Below are 17,064 nucleotides of genomic sequence, written 5' to 3'. Positions count from 1 at the left end.
ACTAATTCCTCTGTTGGCTATTTTGATTTTTAAATTGATTGTTTAATTCGGTGGAAATACGATCCAGTACATCAGGGATTAAACGTTCAGAAAAACCGCTGAGAATGGAAATGAATAGTATTTTAGCAATGTCTTTTGTATCCCTGAGGAGTGGTGTGAGATATAACTCACTAATCGTTGGCTGAATATGAATTGGTGGATCACTGAAAACAGGAAGGAAGCTTATGCCGAAAATAACAATTCCTTTATCAGCTGGGACGAAACGTAAAAGTAAATAGATAACGAATGGAGCACATGCACCTAATAAGATGGATAAATATATCCCTCGCTTGCCTTGATAAATTTTGAGTAATATCGCCTCACGATCGACTCCATCAATGGGTGCATCAGCCATTGTCTGTATCCGACGAACGGTGCTGATAATTGCGCCGAGATATCCACCGCAGACCATCCCGAACATTAAAGATAGCTGCAAACTATCCTGATAGTGAAAACACCAGATGCTTGCTAATAATGTGAGGATTGCCAGTATAAACAGCATTGCGATAAAATTAGTTTTCATTTCGCGAATGAAATGCTCACGTTCATTAATAAAAAAATAATATTTTTGTAAGTAGCCGTAGAGTGATGTCATCCTGTTTCGTAATTCTGCTGGTTGATTGTTTAGGGGGAGAGGTGTTTCTAGTTGTTTTATTTTATCCAGGGCCTCGTTCGGTAATACTTTAATATATCGATCTTTTGTCTCCTGGTATAGATAGGGAATGAATTCATCGGGGTATAACTGAACCAGTTCTTGCTCGAGAGCAAATATTTTATTAATAGTTAAATCTTCCCCGTTTAAACAAGACTTAACGGTGTTAAAACGATCATATGGATTGGGTGGGTAAACGACAAGTCGCGTGGACTCAATAACGTTCACGAGTTGTTCAGTATGAAATTTTAGATAGTTAATAAATTGATTGTTGAGAGAAAAACCACGTATCATGATAATCTCCGGATATTTTTATGGGAGTAGGTATTGAACCTGTTTTTAAATATCTGACATGGTGTTGGTAATTTTTTTTGTAAGGGATTGATGGGCCTGTGAATAGTATTCATTGGTGTCATTCTGGCGGCTAAAATATCAAGAATGTTTATGAAGTCCTTCTTTGATATTTATTAACCAGGATAATTCTTAGTGAATTATAACCAGCAACGCTTCATAAACCAGAATGGTTATGTGATGCAGATCGCAATTTTGTTATATTTCCCCGCAGAGAGCGGGGCCATATTCCAGATGCTTCTGAGAAACAGGATTTCACTCACCTGTTATCGACTATTCCCGCTTTTACCCAGCGGCACCACCAGCGGCGTATGCGCCACCGGATCTTCAATGATCGTACAGCGCAGGCCGTAAATTTTCTCGATCAGCTCCGCGTTAACAATCTCTTTCGGCGCGCCTTCCGCGACGATTTTGCCATCGCGCAGGGCAATCAAATGGGTGGCATAGCGGCAGGCCTGGTTCAGGTCATGCAGCACCGCCGCCAGCGTATATCCCTTCTCCCGATTCAGCTCGCTCAGCAGTTCCAGCAGATCGATCTGATGGCTGATGTCGAGCCAGGTGGTCGGCTCGTCGAGCAGCATAATGGCCGTCTCCTGAGCCAGCACCATAGCAATCCACGCCCGCTGACGCTGGCCGCCTGAGAGCGTATCGACGCTTTGCAGCGCCAGGTCGGTGATCCCGGTGGCTTTCATCGCCTTGCTGACCGCCTCTTCATCCTCTTTGCGCCAACGAGTAAACATCGGTTGGTGCGGATAGCGCCCACGAGCCACCAGCTCCTGAACGGTGATATCGCCCGGCGTGGTGGCGTTTTGCGCCAGCAGGCCGATGCGTTTGGCGACCTCTTTACTGGCGTAATGCTGGATCTGCTCACCATCGAGCCAGACATGACCGCTGGTCGGCGTCATCAGACGACTAAGGGTGCGCAGCAGCGTCGATTTACCGCAACCGTTAGGGCCAATAATGGCGGTAAAATGTCCATCGGGAATGGTCACGTTCAGCGATTCGGCGATGGTCTTTTTGCCGTACGCCAGGGTCAACTGGTCGCCGCGCAAACGGGAAGTTACAGCGGTCATTTTTTGCGGGACTCCTGAATTAACAACGCAATGAGGTAGATACCGCCGAGGCTGACGGTCACCACGCCCACCGGTAACTGATAAGGCATAAACAGGCGCTGCGCGCAGTAGTCAGAGAGCGCCAGCACCAGCGCGCCGCACAGCGCGGATTGAGTCAGGCCCCAGCGAGCGGTACCGCTAAGGCGGCGCGCGATATGCGGCGCTACCAGGGCGATAAATGAAATTGGCCCGGCAAGCGCGGTGGCGGCGGCGGTAAGCACCACCCCGACCAGCATCATCAGCAGGCGCGAACGCTCAACCCGCACGCCCAACGCGCAGGCGGTATCGTCGCCCATCTCCAGCAACCGCATGCGTCGCGCCAGCAGTGCGGCAAAAACCAGCATCAGCAGAATCAGCGGCGCAGAGGGCCAGGTTTTGCCCCAGGTCAGGCCGTTAAGGGAACCGGCATACCATAACCCGGCTGAGAGCGCGGTTTCCAGCGAGGCGCGCAGCAGCAGCCAGGTGTTGAACGCCACCAGCATGGCGCGGATGCCGATGCCGATAATAATCAGGCGAAAGGTCTCAATGCCGTTGCGCCAGGCCAGCAGCCACACCACCAGCGCGGTGAGGATGCCGCCAGCCATTGCCGCCATGGCGATAGCCGCCAGGTTCTGGCCAAACATGACCATCGCCACCAGCACGCCGCTCCAGGCACCGGTGTTAAAGCCCATGACGTCCGGGCTGCCCAACGGGTTGCGGGTCAGCGACTGGAAAATCGCCCCGCTGACGCCGAGCGCGGCACCGATCAGCAGCGCCATCAGCACGCGCGGCAGACGCCATTCGGTCACCACCATGGTGACGTTGCGCGGCGCATCGCCAATCAGCGCGGAGATAACTTGCTCAACGCTTAACGGTACCAGGCCGGTGCCGAGCCCCCACAGGGAGACCAGCACGCTGGCGATCACCAGCAGCAGGCAGCTAAAAATCAGGCGGCGAGAAGGGGCAATCACATTCCACCTCCGCGCGGCTGGCGGCGCACCAGCCAGATCAGAACCGGTGCGCCGATAAAGGCGCTGACCACCGATACACGAAGCTCGCCGGGAACCAGCAGGCGGCCAAGCACATCGGCAAACAAGAGCAGGGCAGGAGTGGCCAGCAGGGTGACCGGCAGCGACCAGCGATGATCGGCTCCCACCAGCCAGCGGGCCATATGCGGCATCATCAGGCCGATAAAGGCAATTGGCCCAACGACTGCCGTGGCGCTACCGCACAGGACGGTAATCGCCAGCAGCCCAATCAGTTGAGTACGCGCGACCCGGCTGCCGAGCGCGGTCGCCGTATCGTTGCCGAGACTGAGGCTATTGAGCGCCCGGCTGAGCAGCAGCGAAACGAGACCGGCAATCAACACCGGGATCAGGACGATTTTCAGGGTTTGCAGCGTGCGCACGTCCAGTGAACCCGCTTGCCAGAAGCGCAGTTGATCGTAGACGTCGGGGTTAAGCAGGGCGATACCGCTGGAAAGGCCTTCGAGCACCGCCGCCAGAGCCACACCCGCGAGGGTCAGGCGAACCGGGCTAAGCTGACCGCCGCCCTGGCTGCCGGTAAAGGCCACCAATAACGATGCGCCGAACGCGCCGCAAAAGGCCATCAGCAGTTGTTCCTGTGGCGAAGAGATACCAAACAGCGCCGCGCCGAGCACGATAGCAAAGCTGGCGCCGGAGTTGACGCCGAGGATCCCCGGGTCGGCCAGCGGGTTGCGGGTCAGGGTTTGCATCAGCGCCCCGGCGAGGCCCAGCGCGGCGCCCGCCAGCAGTCCGGCGAGGGTTCGCGGCAGTCGGGCATCAAGGACGATGGTGCAATCGGCGCTTTGGCAGGTACCGGTAAAAGCATCAACGACGACGCTAAACGGCAGGGGTTTCGCGCCAATCAACAGGCTGAGCGCAACGGCGATGGTTAAAACGATCAAAAGACCCGGCACGGCAAAGGCGCGCGCCGTGGTCATGGAAGACGACATGGCTTACATCCCTGACATGATAATGATAGTAATTATCGTTATCGATTCTATTCGGTTATGTTAGCATGTGCACCCATAAAAATGGTATGGAAAATAATAACAAGGCGCTGTCATGAACCGACAATCCCGGCTGCTGAATCTCAGCCTGCTGAAAACTCATCCGGCCTTTCGCGCCGTCTTTATCGCCCGCTTTATCTCAATTCTGTCGCTTGGCCTGCTGGGCGTAGCGATCCCGGTACAAATCCAGATGATGACCCACTCGACCTGGCAGGTTGGGCTGTCGGTCACCTTAACCGGCGCTTCGATGTTTGTTGGCTTGATGGTGGGCGGTGTGCTGGCCGACCGCTATGAGCGCAAGCGCTTGATTCTGCTGGCGCGCGGTACCTGTGGGATTGGGTTTGTCGGCCTGTGCCTGAACGCCATGCTGCCGGAGCCGTCACTAATTGCTATCTATCTGCTGGGGATCTGGGACGGCCTGTTTGCCTCCATTGGCGTGACTGCGCTGCTGGCGGCGACTCCGGCGCTGGTCGGGCGGGAAAACCTGATGCAGGCGGGGGCGATCACCATGTTGACGGTGCGTCTGGGGTCGGTGATTTCGCCGATGATTGGTGGCCTGCTGCTGGCCACCGGCGGGGTAGCCTGGAACTACGGTCTGGCGGCGGCCGGGACCTTTATTACCACTCTGACGCTGCTGCGTTTACCGCAGTTAGCGCCGCCTCCGCAGCCGCGTGAACATCCGCTGAAATCGCTGCTGGCGGGAGTGAAATTCCTGTTTAACAGCCCGCTTATCGGCGGCATCGCGCTGCTCGGCGGTTTGCTGACGATGGCGAGCGCGGTTCGTGTGCTCTATCCGGCGCTGGCCGGAAGCTGGCAGATGTCGACATCGCAGATTGGCCTGCTGTACGCCGCGATCCCTCTGGGGGCGGCACTGGGGGCGTTGACCAGCGGGCAGCTGGCGCAGACGGCGAAGCCCGGCGTGCTGATGTTGGCAACCACCGTTGGCTCGTTTGTGGCGATTGCGCTATTCAGTCTGATGCCGATGTGGGAACTTGGCGCGCTGTGCCTGGCGGTGTTTGGCTGGCTGAGCGCGATAAGCTCGCTGCTGCAATATACGTTGATTCAGACGCAAACTCCGGAAAACATGCTCGGTCGTATCAACGGCTTGTGGACAGCGCAGAACGTGACCGGCGATGCGATCGGCGCGGCGCTGCTCGGCGGTCTGGGTGCGATTCTGACGCCGGTGGCTTCGGCGAGCGCTAGCGGCTGGGCGCTGGTCATTGTGGGCGTTGTGCTGGTGGGCCTGTTGCGTGAATTGCGCCGTTTTCAGCGACCAGAAGTCGTGACGGAAAGCTAAGTGTTATAGATAACCCGGTGGATATCATCAGCTTCGGAGGCAATGCCGGATGGCGGCACAAGGCCTTATCCGGCCTACGGACGCCATCGGGTTTGGTATCGTTTGTAGGTTACCATCAATGTTAGATGCTGATGTTATTGCGGTTTTTGTAGGCCGTGCAAGGCGCTAGCCGCCGCCCGGCAGAAATGCGAGCACAATATCAGTAGCAAGCCCCGGATGGCTCCGGGGCTTGCTATCACTCGTCAGTGAGGGTTAACGCTTAGTACGCGCCAAGGTCGGTCCAGACCGCGAACTGATCGCAGTTCGTGTCCGGCTGGTCGCCCATAGACCACCATTTAACCTGGTAGTTATGGCCTTTCCAGCTCACGGTTTCAAACGTACCCCAGTTTCCGCCATAAACGGCATTGGTATCCCACAGCGGGTAAGGAGTGGTTTCATCAGACGGAACGACATCGTCATCTGCTGGTTGAGGCTGATCGTCGGTGTTATCCTGGTCGTCTGCAGCTTCATCATCGTTCTGCTCTTCGGACTCATCTTCGCCTTCGTCATTCTGAGATGCCGCGGCGACAACGGAGAGCAAAAAGCGCTGCTGTGTTGACGGCTCGCCCCAGGTATCGCGAACGAACAGAGTGAAGGTGAATTCGGTATCCACGGTCACTTCCGGAACATTGAACTCGATGGTCGCAGTGGTTTTGTCCGCCAGATCGATAGCCGCAGGCACGCCCCAGCTGTAGGTTAAGTCGTCTTGATCTTCATCAGACGATTTTTCGCCGGAAAGACGCACGCGGGAGCCGCCAACGATCAGTAACTCGATGGCTGCATTCGGCGCGTGGTTGATTTTAGTCGGAGTCTGATCGTCTTCTTCCTGCTCTTCTTCCGCTTCTTCTACGTTAATACCTTCGAAATAGAACGGTTCCATATCGACAACTTCGGAAGAAATTTCGTAGCCCAGACCTTCACGAGCGGCGTTAAGCAGCACGCCGTTGTCCTGATCGATAGTCCAGGTGAACATCCCGCCCAGACCCAACTTCGCTGCGTATTCACCCTTCGCCTTCACTGAACGCGGGGTATCCAGAGACATGAACAGCTTGCTTTCCGGGTTGTACAGGTAGTCAGCATCGGCAACCTGGTCGGTGTAGACGTTGAAGCCGTTACGGCCTTTCTGGTTTTCCAGATCCAGGTAGTTATAAATCACGTCGTACCATTCGTTGGTACCAGATTCAAACGTACCAGTAGTATCGCCAGTGCCTGCGTTATAGGTGCCTTTCAGCGGAGACAGTGACTCCAGCTCAGCGCTGCGGCCGTTACGGGTATAGCCTGCATAACCGATGTTGATGCGTTCAGCCGGGAAGCCTTCGGACAGCAGATGCTCAACAATAGTGTTGATTGCCCAGCCGTCTTTCTCCACCGCTTTCAGATTAGAATGGTGTGCAAGCGTTTCCGCCCACGGAGTACCGAAGAAGTCATAGGTCATCAGGTTGATGCCGTGCAGACCGGCATTCAGCAGCGCTTTAACGTTGGAATAACCGAACGTCTTAACCACAGCAGAGCTGGCGATAGAGATTTTCACATTACTCAGGCCTGCGGAATCCAGCTGTTTGCGCAGTTCACCAATCAGCAGGGCATAGTTTTCACCATCTTCCGGGCCGCAAGGGTTACCTGCGCCTTCATGGTTCGGGTATTCCCAGTCGATATCCACTTCGCTGAACATCGGGAACTGTTTGAACAGTTTCACCACGCCTTTGGCGAAGACTTTACGCGCAGCGTCAGAAGCTGCGGTTTCGTGGAAACCGTTACTCATGGTCCAGCCGCCGATGCTCGTGGACAGCACCAGATCGTGGTTCTGCTGTTTAGCTTTTGCCTGCAGGTCACGCAGACCACCAAGCAGGCCTTTGGTGTTGGTCTGGGTTACGGTTTTCGGATCAACGTCCCAGCCGCTTACAGAGTGACCAACGTTAACGTAGGACTGGAAGTCGCCCCACGGATCGAGGAAGGTTGGTTCGTACTGAACTTTACCGCACTGCTCTGCGCCTTCGGCAACCACATCGCGCCACAGACCATCATTTTTATGGAAGCCAGTTACACCGACGAAACCGAAAATGATTTTATCGTATGCTGTAGGGGATATATTGGTCAGATCGTAACCACGACCACGGTTATCTTTCGAATCTCCACCTTGTAGGCGGCCATCGTATTGGGACCAGTCGGTGTAGTAACCGAAGACTTTTGGTTTGGTGGTAGAGGCTTTGTATTTGTTGTAAACCGGTTTTGTGACGCGGGCAGAAGTGTAGCTATAGTTGCTGACCTCTGTTGCCGGGTTAAAACCATCAGCTGCGTTGCTGGTTTCAGTAAGGGTATCGCCCTTAATCAATTTGCTGGTTGCCACGTTAATTTCCTTTTGCTGTGAATGCTCACCGTGAGTGGTGTGGAGCAGATAATCGGCTAACTGGCTGCCCAGGGCTAATCACAAAACAACACAAAAAACGATGATATTTAGGCTGAGGAAAGAGTGATGGCGATGAGGTGTTTGGGCTGGATATAAATAAGAAAGTATTTTTATAACAAAGGGATGATGTTGGGAATGATGTTTGATGATATCCCGGCGGCATGCGCCGGGACGATGATGTTAACCAAAGAGCGTTGATAACCGTTGCAGCACCAGCAGGGCGCTGTAGTAATCAAGGCGGAAGGTTTCGGTCCCCAGCGGATAAACGCGTTTTCCTTCGACCGCAGGCAGGTGCGACAGCAGCGGGTTGGCGTAAATCGCATCGGCGTCTTTTTGGTCACCGGCGAACAGGAACAGGCTCTTGCCGTTAAGCCCGGCGGCTAAATTCTCCCCACCCAACTGCACAATATCATGGCGTTTCCCCTGGCTCTGGCTGGCATGTAGCCCGGCGGGCAGGTCGGCGAGGGTAAAGCCCAGCTGTTCGAGCATCTGTCCTTGAGCGGATTCTTTGGTCCAGATATTGGCGCTGTGGGCCGCTGCGGTGTAGACCAGCGCGGTGACTGGCTGCGGCGGTAGCTTCATCTTTTCTTTCAGCGCCGCCAGCCGTTTATCAAATTCAGCAATTCTCCCGGCGGCCTGTTTTTCATGGCCGGTGATATTCCCCAGTTGGGTCAGCAGCGCCTGCCAGCTTTTATCATCGTAGTTAATGATGAGCGTCGGGGCGATGGTGGAAAGCTGATCGTAGAGCGTCATTGCCGAATCACCGCCGGTGGCGCTAATCAGTATCAGGTCCGGCATCTGGGCTGCAACGGCTTCGGCGCTCGGCTCGCCAATATAAAGTCGCGACAATTTGCGTTCTTTCGCCACATCGCTCCACTGACGCAGAAAACCCTGACTATCGGCGACGCGGTTATTGGGCGTGGTGGCCCCGCTGGCGACGACCGGCGCGTCAATTGCCAGTAGCGAGCCGGTTAGCGTCACGCTGGTGGAGACAATGCGCAGCGGCTGGCTTTCCAGCGTATGTGTTCCGCGGCTGTCGGTAATCTGGCGCGGCCAGTCTGCCGCCAGCGCTGAGCTAATTCCTAAAATCGCCAGACCGCTGGCGAAGAGAGTACGGCGGCAAAAAGTGGAGAAATTCACGTATTCGCATCCTGATTAAGTTGTGATAAATGCTTCTCATTTTCAGCTTTGCGCCGCGTGGATGCAAGTCTATACCCTAATAATTCGAGTTGCAGGAAGGCGGCAAGTGAACGAATCCCGATGAGCTTACTGTAGTAAGTGATTCGGGTGAGCGAACGCAGTCAACACACCTGCAACTTGAAGTATGACGGGTATAAGTAGCACAACATGCTACCTGTATGGTTGACATGTAGAGCAATACCTTTTAGGTTAGCCAACCAAAATATAAATGATAATTATTCGTAATATCTTTATCGTTTTTTTGGAGGATGATATGGAAACGTCTTTGGCTGAGGATGTTCGGGAGAAAAAAATGACCCTGTCGCCGGAAAGCTTCTTCTTTATGTCGCCGTACCGCAGTTTCAGAACGTCTGGCTGCTTTAGCCGCTTTTCGCATCCCGCCGCCGATGGCGACAATCTGGCCGGTGAGTTCCAGAGCAAGATGGCGGCTGCGTTTAAAGAGGCGCGTGCTGCGGGGATTGCAAAGCCGGTGATGGTTGGCGCTATCCCGTTTGATACCAACGAGCCGTCCGAGCTGTTCATCCCTGAGCGCTGGGAAGACTTTTCTCGCACCCAAAAACAGCAGTCCGCGCGTTATGCATCAAGCCAGACGCCAATGGACGTGGTGCAGCGTCGGGAAATTCCCGAGCAGGACACCTTTATGGCGATGGTTGAGCGCGCAGCGGCCCTGACCGCGACGCCGGAAGTGGACAAAGTTGTCCTGTCACGCCTGATTGATATCACCACTCGCGAACGGGTTGATAGCGGGGCGCTGCTTGAGCGACTGATCGCCCAGAACCCGGCCAGCTTTAACTTTCACGTGCCGTTATCAGACGGCGGCGTGCTGCTGGGCGCCAGCCCGGAACTGCTGCTGCGTAAAGAAGGGGCGCATTTTAGCTCGGTGCCGCTGGCCGGTTCGGCCCGCCGTCAGCCGGACGATGTGCTGGATCGCGAAGCGGGGCATAAGCTGCTGGCGTCGGCAAAAGACCGTCATGAGCACGACCTGGTGACTCAGGCGATGAAAGCCGTATTAACGCCGCGCAGCAGCGAACTCTCTCTGCCGGACTTCCCGCAACTGACCACTACGCCCACCCTGTGGCATCTGGCGACGCAGATTCAGGGGACCGCGCTGGCAAAAGAAAACGCCATGTCGCTCGCCTGCCTGCTGCACCCGACGCCAGCGCTGAGCGGTTTCCCGCATCAGGTGGCGAAACGCCTGATTAACGAACTGGAGCCGTTTGACCGCCAACTGTTTGGCGGCATTGTCGGCTGGTGCGATGACGAAGGTAACGGCGAGTGGGTGGTGACGATTCGCTGCGCCCGTCTGCATCAGCACACGTTGCGCCTGTTTGCTGGCGCAGGCATCGTCCCGGCCTCTTCGCCGCTGGGCGAGTGGCGCGAAACCGGCGTCAAACTGACCACCATGCTGAACGTATTCGGCTTGCAATAAGGGATTATGATGATTGAATTTAATCGCTGGCCGGAAGATTTCGCGGCCCGCTATCGGCAAAAAGGTTACTGGCAGGATCTGCCGCTCACCAATCTGATTACTCGCCATGCGGAAAATGACGCCATCGCGATTATCGAAGGCGACAAACAGTACAGCTATCGCGAATTCAACCGTCTGGTGGATAACCTTGGCTTCTCGCTACAACGTCAGGGCCTGAAGCGCGGCGAAACGGCGCTGGTGCAACTGGGTAACGTTGCGGAATTTTATATCACTCTGTTTGCGCTACTGCGTATTGGCGTTGCGCCGGTTAACGCGTTGTTCAGCCATCAACGTAGCGAGCTGAATGCCTATGCCACCCAGATTGAACCCGCGCTGCTGATTGCCGACCGCGAACACGCGCTGTTTGCTGATGATGCTTTTCTTAACGCGTTTGTTGAGCAGCATCCGTCGGTACGCGTGGCGCTGCTGCTGAACGACAGCGGCGAACAGAGCCTGACGGCGGCCATTGAACAACCGGCCGATAATTTCGTGGCGAATCCGACGCCTGCCGATGAAGTGGCGTTTTTCCAGCTTTCCGGCGGCAGTACCGGTACGCCGAAGCTGATCCCGCGCACCCATAACGATTATGACTACAGCATTCGCCGCAGTAATGAACTGTGCGGTGTGAGCGCCGAAACGCGCTATCTGAACGCGCTTCCCGCCGCCCACAACTATGCGATGAGTTCTCCGGGTTCATTAGGTGTATTCCTCGCCGGTGGCGTGGTGGTGCTGGCGCATGACCCGAGCGCGACGCTGTGTTTCCCGCTGATTGAAAAACACCAAATCAACCTGACCTCGCTGGTGCCGCCTGCGGTGAGCTTGTGGCTACAGGAGATCCATGACTCCGGCAGCAATGCCCAACTGCAATCGCTGCAGCTTTTACAGGTTGGCGGAGCGCGCCTGTCCGCGACGCTCGCCGCCCGTATTCCGGCGGAAATTGGTTGCCAGCTTCAGCAGGTCTTCGGCATGGCTGAAGGGCTGGTGAACTATACCCGCCTCAACGACAGCCCGGAGCGCATTATCAACACCCAGGGCTGCCCGATGTGTCCGGATGATGAAGTGTGGGTGGCCGATGCCGATGGTAATCCGCTGCCGCGCGGTGAAGTGGGGCGCCTGATGACCCGTGGACCCTATACCTTCCGCGGCTACTACAAAAGCCCGCAGCACAACGCCGAAGCGTTTGATGCCGATGGTTTCTACTGCTCGGGCGATCTGATTTCGATCGACGAGGATGGCTACATCACCGTGCAGGGTCGGGAAAAAGATCAGATCAACCGCGGCGGTGAAAAGATCGCGGCGGAAGAGATCGAAAACCTGCTGCTGCGCCATCCTGCGGTGATCCACGTTGCGCTGGTCAGCATGGAAGACAGCCTGCTGGGCGAAAAAAGCTGTGCATATCTGGTGGTCAAAGAACCTCTGCGCGCGGTGGCGGTTCGCCGCTTCCTGCGTGAACAAGGGGTCGCAGAATTTAAACTTCCGGACCGCGTGGAGTGCGTTGACGCGCTGCCGCTGACGCCGGTGGGCAAAGTCGATAAAAAACAATTACGTCAGTGGCTGGCTGAACGCAAGCTGGGCTGAAGGAGAAGACAGAATGGCAATCCCTAAATTACAGGCTTACGCGCTGCCGGAAGCCAGCGATATCCCGGCGAACAAAGTGAACTGGGCATTTGAGCCGTCCCGTGCCGCGCTGTTAATCCACGATATGCAGGAATATTTCCTCAATTTTTGGGGCGAAAACAGCGCAATGATGGAGAAAGTGGTGGCCAACATCGCTGCCCTGCGCGATTTCTGCAAACAGAATAACATTCCGGTGTTTTACACCGCTCAGCCAAAAGAGCAGAGCGATGAAGACCGCGCGCTGCTGAACGATATGTGGGGGCCGGGCCTGACCCGCTCGCCGGAACAGCAGCAGGTGATCGCTGCACTTGCGCCGGACGACAACGACACCGTGCTGGTGAAGTGGCGCTACAGCGCATTCCATCGTTCACCGCTGGAAGAGATGCTGAAAGAAGCCGGTCGTGACCAGCTGATCATCACCGGTGTTTACGCCCATATCGGCTGTATGACGACGGCGACCGACGCGTTTATGCGCGATATTAAGCCGTTCTTCGTTGCCGATGCGCTGGCTGATTTCAGCCGTGAAGAGCACCTGATGGCGCTGAAATACGTCGCGGGTCGCTCCGGTCGGGTGGTGATGACCGAAGAGCTGCTGCCGCTACCGGCGTCGAAAGCCGCGCTGCGCGCGCTGGTGCTGCCGCTGCTGGATGAATCCGACGAGCCAATGGATGATGAAAACCTGATCGACTACGGTCTGGATTCGGTGCGCATGATGGCGCTGGCCGCCCGCTGGCGTAAGGTTCATGGCGATATCGACTTCGTGGTGCTGGCGAAAAATCCGACCATTGATGCCTGGTGGGCGCTGCTTTCCCGCGAGGTGAAATAATGGCTGGATTAGATTTTCACGGACAGACCGTGTGGATCACCGGTGCGGGTAAAGGCATCGGCTATGCGACCGCGCTGGCGTTTGTTGAGGCTGGCGCGACCGTGACCGGTTTTGACCTGGCGTTTGAAGGCGACAATTATCCTTTCGCCACCGAGACGCTGAACGTTGCCGATGCGCAGCAGGTGGCGCAGGTCTGCGGTCGTCTGCTGGATAATATCGAGCGACTGGATGTGCTGGTCAATGCCGCCGGGATTTTGCGCATGGGGGCGACCGATACGCTGAGTCTGGAAGACTGGCAGCAGACCTTCGCCGTCAACGTCGGCGGGGCGTTTAACCTGTTCCAGCAGACGATGGCGCAGTTTCGCCGCCAGAAGGGCGGGGCGATTGTCACCGTGGCTTCCGACGCCGCACATACCCCGCGTATCGGCATGAGCGCTTACGGCGCTTCGAAAGCGGCGCTGAAGAGCCTGGCGCTGACCGTCGGCCTTGAGCTGGCGGACAGCGGCGTGCGCTGTAATCTGGTTTCTCCTGGATCGACGGATACTGATATGCAGCGAACGCTGTGGGTCAGCGACGACGCTGAACAGCAGCGTATTCGCGGTTTCGGCGAGCAGTTTAAGCTGGGCATTCCGCTAGGGAAAATCGCCCGTCCGCAGGAAATTGCCAACACGATTCTGTTCCTTGCTTCTGGTCACGCCAGCCACATCACGCTGCAGGATATCGTGGTGGACGGTGGCTCAACGCTGGGGGCATAAATGGCCTGGAAACGTCAGCTAACACTGGATGAGCTTAACGCGACCAGCGCGAATACGATGGTGGCGCATCTGGGTATCGTCTATACCCGGATTGAGGAGGGCGTGCTAGAGGCCGAAATGCCGGTCGACGGCCGTACTCATCAGCCTTTTGGCTTGTTACACGGAGGCGCATCGGCGGCGCTGGCGGAAACCCTCGGCTCAATGGCCGGGTGGTTGATGACCGAAGAGGGCCAGTGCGTGGTGGGGACCGAGCTCAACGCCACCCATCACCGGGCGGTTTCCAGCGGCAAAGTGCGCGGCGAGTGCCGTCCGCTGCACCTCGGACGCCAGGGCCAGAGCTGGGAGATTGCCGTATTTGACGAGCGGGGCCGGCGCTGCTGTACCTGCCGTCTGGGCACGGCGGTCCTCGGCTGAGGCATAGCCTGTTCCCGGCTTGCGGCGTGAACGCCTTCGCCGGGCTACGGGCTACCGTGGCAGCTGTGCGGAATATTGTCCCGGAGGCGATGCTGCGCATCTGTCCGGGCTACGGGACCGTGCGGTTTGGTGGCTGTCGGGTGGGGTAGCCCGGACAGGCGCAACGCGCCGCCTCCGGGAAACACATCGTGGTGCAGCTACAGAATATCCATCTCCATTTTCATTCATTTTCCTGTCAGAAGTGATCTCGCTAGCAATGTGAGATAAATCATTGCCGTCAGGCGACATCTGCATCGTTTCTAAGTTGTTAAAATCCATATTGTGTTCTAGAAACAAATTGTAACATCCTGATTACCCTACCTGTGGAACACAATGATGAATAATTCAGGGAAATACCTTATCTGGACACTGCTCTCCGTTATCGGAGCCTTTGCCCTTGGTTATATCGCGTTAAACCGGGGTGAACAGATCAACGCGCTATGGATTGTCGTCGCGGCAGTCTGCGTGTATCTGATCGCCTATCGTTTCTATGGCCTGTATATCGCAAAAAACGTGCTGGGAGTTGACCCGACGCGGATGACGCCTGCGGTGCGTCACAACGACGGTCTCGACTATGTCCCGACCGACAAAAAAGTGCTGTTCGGTCACCATTTTGCGGCGATTGCCGGAGCAGGCCCGCTGGTCGGGCCGGTGCTGGCAGCGCAAATGGGCTACCTGCCGGGGATGATCTGGATCCTCGCGGGCGTAGTGCTGGCCGGGGCGGTGCAGGACTTTATGGTGCTGTTCGTCTCTACCCGACGCGACGGGCGTTCGCTTGGCGAGCTGGTCAAGGAGGAGATGGGGCCCACCGCTGGGGTACTGGCGCTGGTGGCCTGTTTTATGATCATGGTGATCATCCTCGCGGTGCTGGCAATGATCGTGGTGAAAGCGCTGACCCACAGCCCGTGGGGGACTTACACCGTGGCCTTCACCATCCCGCTGGCGATATTTATGGGTATCTATATTCGCTATCTGCGCCCGGGTCGCATCGGCGAGGTATCGGTGATTGGCCTGGTGATGCTGGTATTCGCCATTATCTCCGGCGGCTGGGTGGCGGAAAGCCCAACCTGGGCACCGTGGTTTGATTATACCGGCGTACAGCTGACCTGGATTCTGGTGGGCTACGGCTTTATCGCCGCCGTCCTGCCGGTGTGGCTGCTGCTGGCACCGCGCGACTACCTCTCCACTTTCCTCAAAATCGGCACCATCGTCGGTCTGGCGATCGGTATCCTGATTATGCGCCCAACCCTGACGATGCCCGCGCTCACCAAGTTTATTGATGGCACCGGTCCGGTCTGGAGCGGCAGTATGTTCCCGTTCCTGTTTATCACTATCGCCTGCGGCGCGGTCTCCGGCTTCCATGCCCTGATCGCCTCCGGCACCACGCCGAAAATGCTGGCCAACGAAGGCCAGGCCTGCTTTATCGGCTACGGCGGCATGCTGATGGAGTCCTTCGTGGCGATTATGGCGCTGGTGGCGGCCTGTATTATCGACCCGGGCGTCTACTTCGCCATGAACAGCCCGATGGCAGTGCTGGCTCCGGCGGGCGTCACCGATGTGGTGGCATCGGCGGCGCAGGTGGTGAGCAGTTGGGGCTTTACCATTACGCCTGATACCCTCAGCCAGATTGCTAAAGAAGTAGGTGAGCAGTCGATTATCTCCCGTGCGGGCGGCGCGCCGACGCTAGCGGTGGGGATGGCCTACATCCTGCACGGCTCGCTGGGTGGGCTGATGGACGTCTCCTTCTGGTATCACTTCGCGATTTTGTTTGAGGCGCTGTTTATCCTCACGGCGGTGGACGCCGGGACGCGTGCAGCGCGCTTTATGCTTCAGGATCTGCTGGGAGTGATAAGCCCGGGGCTGAAGAAAACCAGTTCGCTTCCGGCTAACCTTCTGGCGACCGGGCTATGCGTACTGGCGTGGGGTTACTTCCTGCATCAGGGCGTTGTCGACCCGCTCGGCGGCATTAACACCCTGTGGCCGCTGTTTGGTATCGCCAACCAGATGCTGGCAGGGATGGCGCTGATGCTCTGTGCGGTGGTACTGTTTAAGATGAAACGCCAGCGCTATGCGTGGGTGGCGCTGCTGCCAACTTCCTGGCTGCTGATTTGTACCCTGACGGCAGGCTGGCAGAAGTCATTCAGCACCGATACCAAAGTCGGTTTCCTGGCGATTGCCAACAAGTTCCAGGCGATGATCGACAGCGGCAACATCCCGCCGCAGTATACCGAATCGCAGCTGGCGCAGCTGGTGTTTAATAACCGTCTGGACGCCGGTCTGACCATCTTCTTTATGGTCGTGGTGGTGGTGCTGGCGCTGTTCTCAATTAAAACCGCGCTGGCGGCGCTGAAAGAGGACAAACCGACGGCGAAAGAGACCCCTTACCAGGCGATGCCTGCTGATGCAGACAACCTGGTGGCTCAGGCTAAACGCGCGCACTAATAGAGTTAGCCCCTTTCCTGAATGGGAAAGGGGCAATGGTTAGAGGTAAATATGTTCGATACTCTTTCAAAAGCAGGAAAATATTTAGGTCAGGCGGCGAAAATGATGATTGGCGTCCCGGATTACGACAACTACGTCGAGCACATTCGCGCCACTCACCCTGAGCAGACGCCGATGACCTACGAAGAGTTTTTCCGCGAACGCCAGGATGCGCGCTACGGCGGCAAAGGCGGGGCGAAGTGCTGTTAATAAAAAGGGCTTCAGATTCTGAAGCCTCAGATTACTGACAAAGTGCACTTGGCTGGAATTGCCCGGTGGCGGCTAGCGCCTTACCGGGCCTACGAAAAATGCACAATTTATTGATATTGCGAGTTTTGTAGGCCGGGCAAGGCGTC

General features: G+C 56.5%; 14 protein-coding genes. 8 read left to right on the top strand and 6 right to left on the bottom strand.

All coding sequences use genetic code 11. The annotated features are described in order from the left end of the window. Position 1: 1 nt before the first annotated feature. The 4 genes from HV127_RS15305 to fepD all read right to left on the bottom strand — a co-directional run bounded on the left by HV127_RS15305 (position 2) and on the right by fepD (position 4,108). Positions 2-985 carry a hypothetical protein gene (locus tag HV127_RS15305; protein WP_182237058.1) on the bottom strand — a complete coding sequence of 328 codons (984 nt, stop codon included), beginning with the start codon at positions 983-985 and terminating at the stop codon, positions 2-4. Positions 986-1,308: 323 nt separating this feature from the next. Continuing rightward, positions 1,309-2,115 carry an iron-enterobactin ABC transporter ATP-binding protein gene (gene fepC, locus HV127_RS15300; RefSeq protein WP_182237056.1) on the bottom strand — a complete coding sequence of 269 codons (807 nt, stop codon included), beginning with the start codon at positions 2,113-2,115 and terminating at the stop codon, positions 1,309-1,311. Next, on the bottom strand, positions 2,112-3,104 hold the full coding sequence (gene fepG, locus HV127_RS15295; protein WP_181483115.1) for an iron-enterobactin ABC transporter permease: 993 nt from the start codon (positions 3,102-3,104) through the stop codon (positions 2,112-2,114). Before fepG ends, fepC begins: the two co-directional genes overlap by 4 nt. Beyond that, a complete protein-coding gene (fepD, locus tag HV127_RS15290; RefSeq protein WP_182237054.1) occupies positions 3,101-4,108 on the bottom strand; it encodes a Fe(3+)-siderophore ABC transporter permease in 1,008 nt (335 codons plus the stop codon). The genes fepG and fepD overlap by 4 nt, the downstream gene beginning before the upstream one ends. 112 nt (positions 4,109-4,220) lie before the next feature. Here fepD and entS point away from each other — a divergent pair, with 112 nt between their 5' ends. Next, positions 4,221-5,462, top strand: coding sequence for an enterobactin transporter EntS (gene entS / locus HV127_RS15285; protein ID WP_182237052.1), 1,242 nt, complete (start codon positions 4,221-4,223; stop codon positions 5,460-5,462). Positions 5,463-5,721: 259 nt separating this feature from the next. Here entS and HV127_RS15280 read toward each other — a convergent pair whose 3' ends face one another. Next, entirely contained in the window at positions 5,722-7,848 is a 2,127-nt protein-coding gene (locus tag HV127_RS15280) for a glycosyl hydrolase family 18 protein (protein ID WP_182237050.1), read from the bottom strand. 240 nt (positions 7,849-8,088) lie between these two features. Continuing rightward, positions 8,089-9,048 (bottom strand): Fe2+-enterobactin ABC transporter substrate-binding protein, encoded by a 960-nt coding sequence (gene fepB / locus HV127_RS15275; protein WP_182237047.1) that lies wholly within the window; start codon positions 9,046-9,048, stop codon positions 8,089-8,091. A 313-nt stretch (positions 9,049-9,361) separates the two neighbouring features. Between fepB and entC the strand changes: the two genes are divergently transcribed. The 7 genes from entC to HV127_RS15240 all read left to right on the top strand — a co-directional run bounded on the left by entC (position 9,362) and on the right by HV127_RS15240 (position 16,918). After that, complete coding sequence (gene entC, locus HV127_RS15270; RefSeq protein WP_182237045.1) at positions 9,362-10,537, top strand: isochorismate synthase EntC; 1,176 nt, start codon at positions 9,362-9,364, stop codon at positions 10,535-10,537. A gap of 9 nt (positions 10,538-10,546) precedes the next feature. Beyond that, positions 10,547-12,154 carry a (2,3-dihydroxybenzoyl)adenylate synthase EntE gene (gene entE, locus HV127_RS15265; protein WP_182240664.1) on the top strand — a complete coding sequence of 536 codons (1,608 nt, stop codon included), beginning with the start codon at positions 10,547-10,549 and terminating at the stop codon, positions 12,152-12,154. A gap of 13 nt (positions 12,155-12,167) precedes the next feature. Beyond that, entirely contained in the window at positions 12,168-13,019 is an 852-nt protein-coding gene (gene entB, locus HV127_RS15260) for an enterobactin biosynthesis bifunctional isochorismatase/aryl carrier protein EntB (protein ID WP_182237043.1), read from the top strand. Then, positions 13,019-13,774: a 2,3-dihydro-2,3-dihydroxybenzoate dehydrogenase EntA gene (gene entA, locus HV127_RS15255; protein WP_182237040.1), complete on the top strand. Its 756-nt coding sequence runs from the start codon at positions 13,019-13,021 to the stop codon at positions 13,772-13,774. The genes entB and entA overlap by 1 nt, the downstream gene beginning before the upstream one ends. Next, positions 13,775-14,188 (top strand): proofreading thioesterase EntH, encoded by a 414-nt coding sequence (entH, locus tag HV127_RS15250; RefSeq protein WP_142466582.1) that lies wholly within the window; start codon positions 13,775-13,777, stop codon positions 14,186-14,188. A 375-nt stretch (positions 14,189-14,563) separates the two neighbouring features. Next, positions 14,564-16,669: a pyruvate/proton symporter CstA gene (gene cstA / locus HV127_RS15245; protein ID WP_139538884.1), complete on the top strand. Its 2,106-nt coding sequence runs from the start codon at positions 14,564-14,566 to the stop codon at positions 16,667-16,669. Positions 16,670-16,720: 51 nt separating this feature from the next. Next, the gene (locus HV127_RS15240; RefSeq protein ID WP_004130340.1) at positions 16,721-16,918 is read left to right on the top strand and encodes a YbdD/YjiX family protein; all 198 of its coding nucleotides are present in this window, start codon (positions 16,721-16,723) and stop codon (positions 16,916-16,918) included. The last annotated feature ends 146 nt before the right edge of the window (positions 16,919-17,064 follow it).

It is taken from the genome of Klebsiella sp. RHBSTW-00215 (assembly GCF_014103785.1).
Taxonomy (GTDB): domain Bacteria; phylum Pseudomonadota; class Gammaproteobacteria; order Enterobacterales; family Enterobacteriaceae; genus Klebsiella.
The sequence above is the reverse complement of the archived record's forward strand: the minus strand, read 5'-3'. Positions and strand labels throughout refer to the sequence as shown.

Bases quoted from the DNA above. Each gene is read 5' to 3' on its own strand.
- entA (WP_182237040.1), top strand. From the start codon at position 13,019: ATGGCTGGATTAGATTTTCACGGACAGACCGTGTGGATCACCGGTGCG.
- entS (WP_182237052.1), top strand. From the start codon at position 4,221: ATGAACCGACAATCCCGGCTGCTGAATCTCAGCCTGCTGAAAACTCAT.
- fepD (WP_182237054.1), bottom strand. From the start codon at position 4,108: ATGTCGTCTTCCATGACCACGGCGCGCGCCTTTGCCGTGCCGGGTCTT.
- entB (WP_182237043.1), top strand. From the start codon at position 12,168: ATGGCAATCCCTAAATTACAGGCTTACGCGCTGCCGGAAGCCAGCGAT.
- fepC (WP_182237056.1), bottom strand. From the start codon at position 2,115: ATGACCGCTGTAACTTCCCGTTTGCGCGGCGACCAGTTGACCCTGGCG.
- HV127_RS15305 (WP_182237058.1), bottom strand. From the start codon at position 985: ATGATACGTGGTTTTTCTCTCAACAATCAATTTATTAACTATCTAAAA.
- entH (WP_142466582.1), top strand. From the start codon at position 13,775: ATGGCCTGGAAACGTCAGCTAACACTGGATGAGCTTAACGCGACCAGC.
- entC (WP_182237045.1), top strand. From the start codon at position 9,362: ATGGAAACGTCTTTGGCTGAGGATGTTCGGGAGAAAAAAATGACCCTG.
- cstA (WP_139538884.1), top strand. From the start codon at position 14,564: ATGAATAATTCAGGGAAATACCTTATCTGGACACTGCTCTCCGTTATC.
- entE (WP_182240664.1), top strand. From the start codon at position 10,547: ATGATTGAATTTAATCGCTGGCCGGAAGATTTCGCGGCCCGCTATCGG.
- HV127_RS15240 (WP_004130340.1), top strand. From the start codon at position 16,721: ATGTTCGATACTCTTTCAAAAGCAGGAAAATATTTAGGTCAGGCGGCG.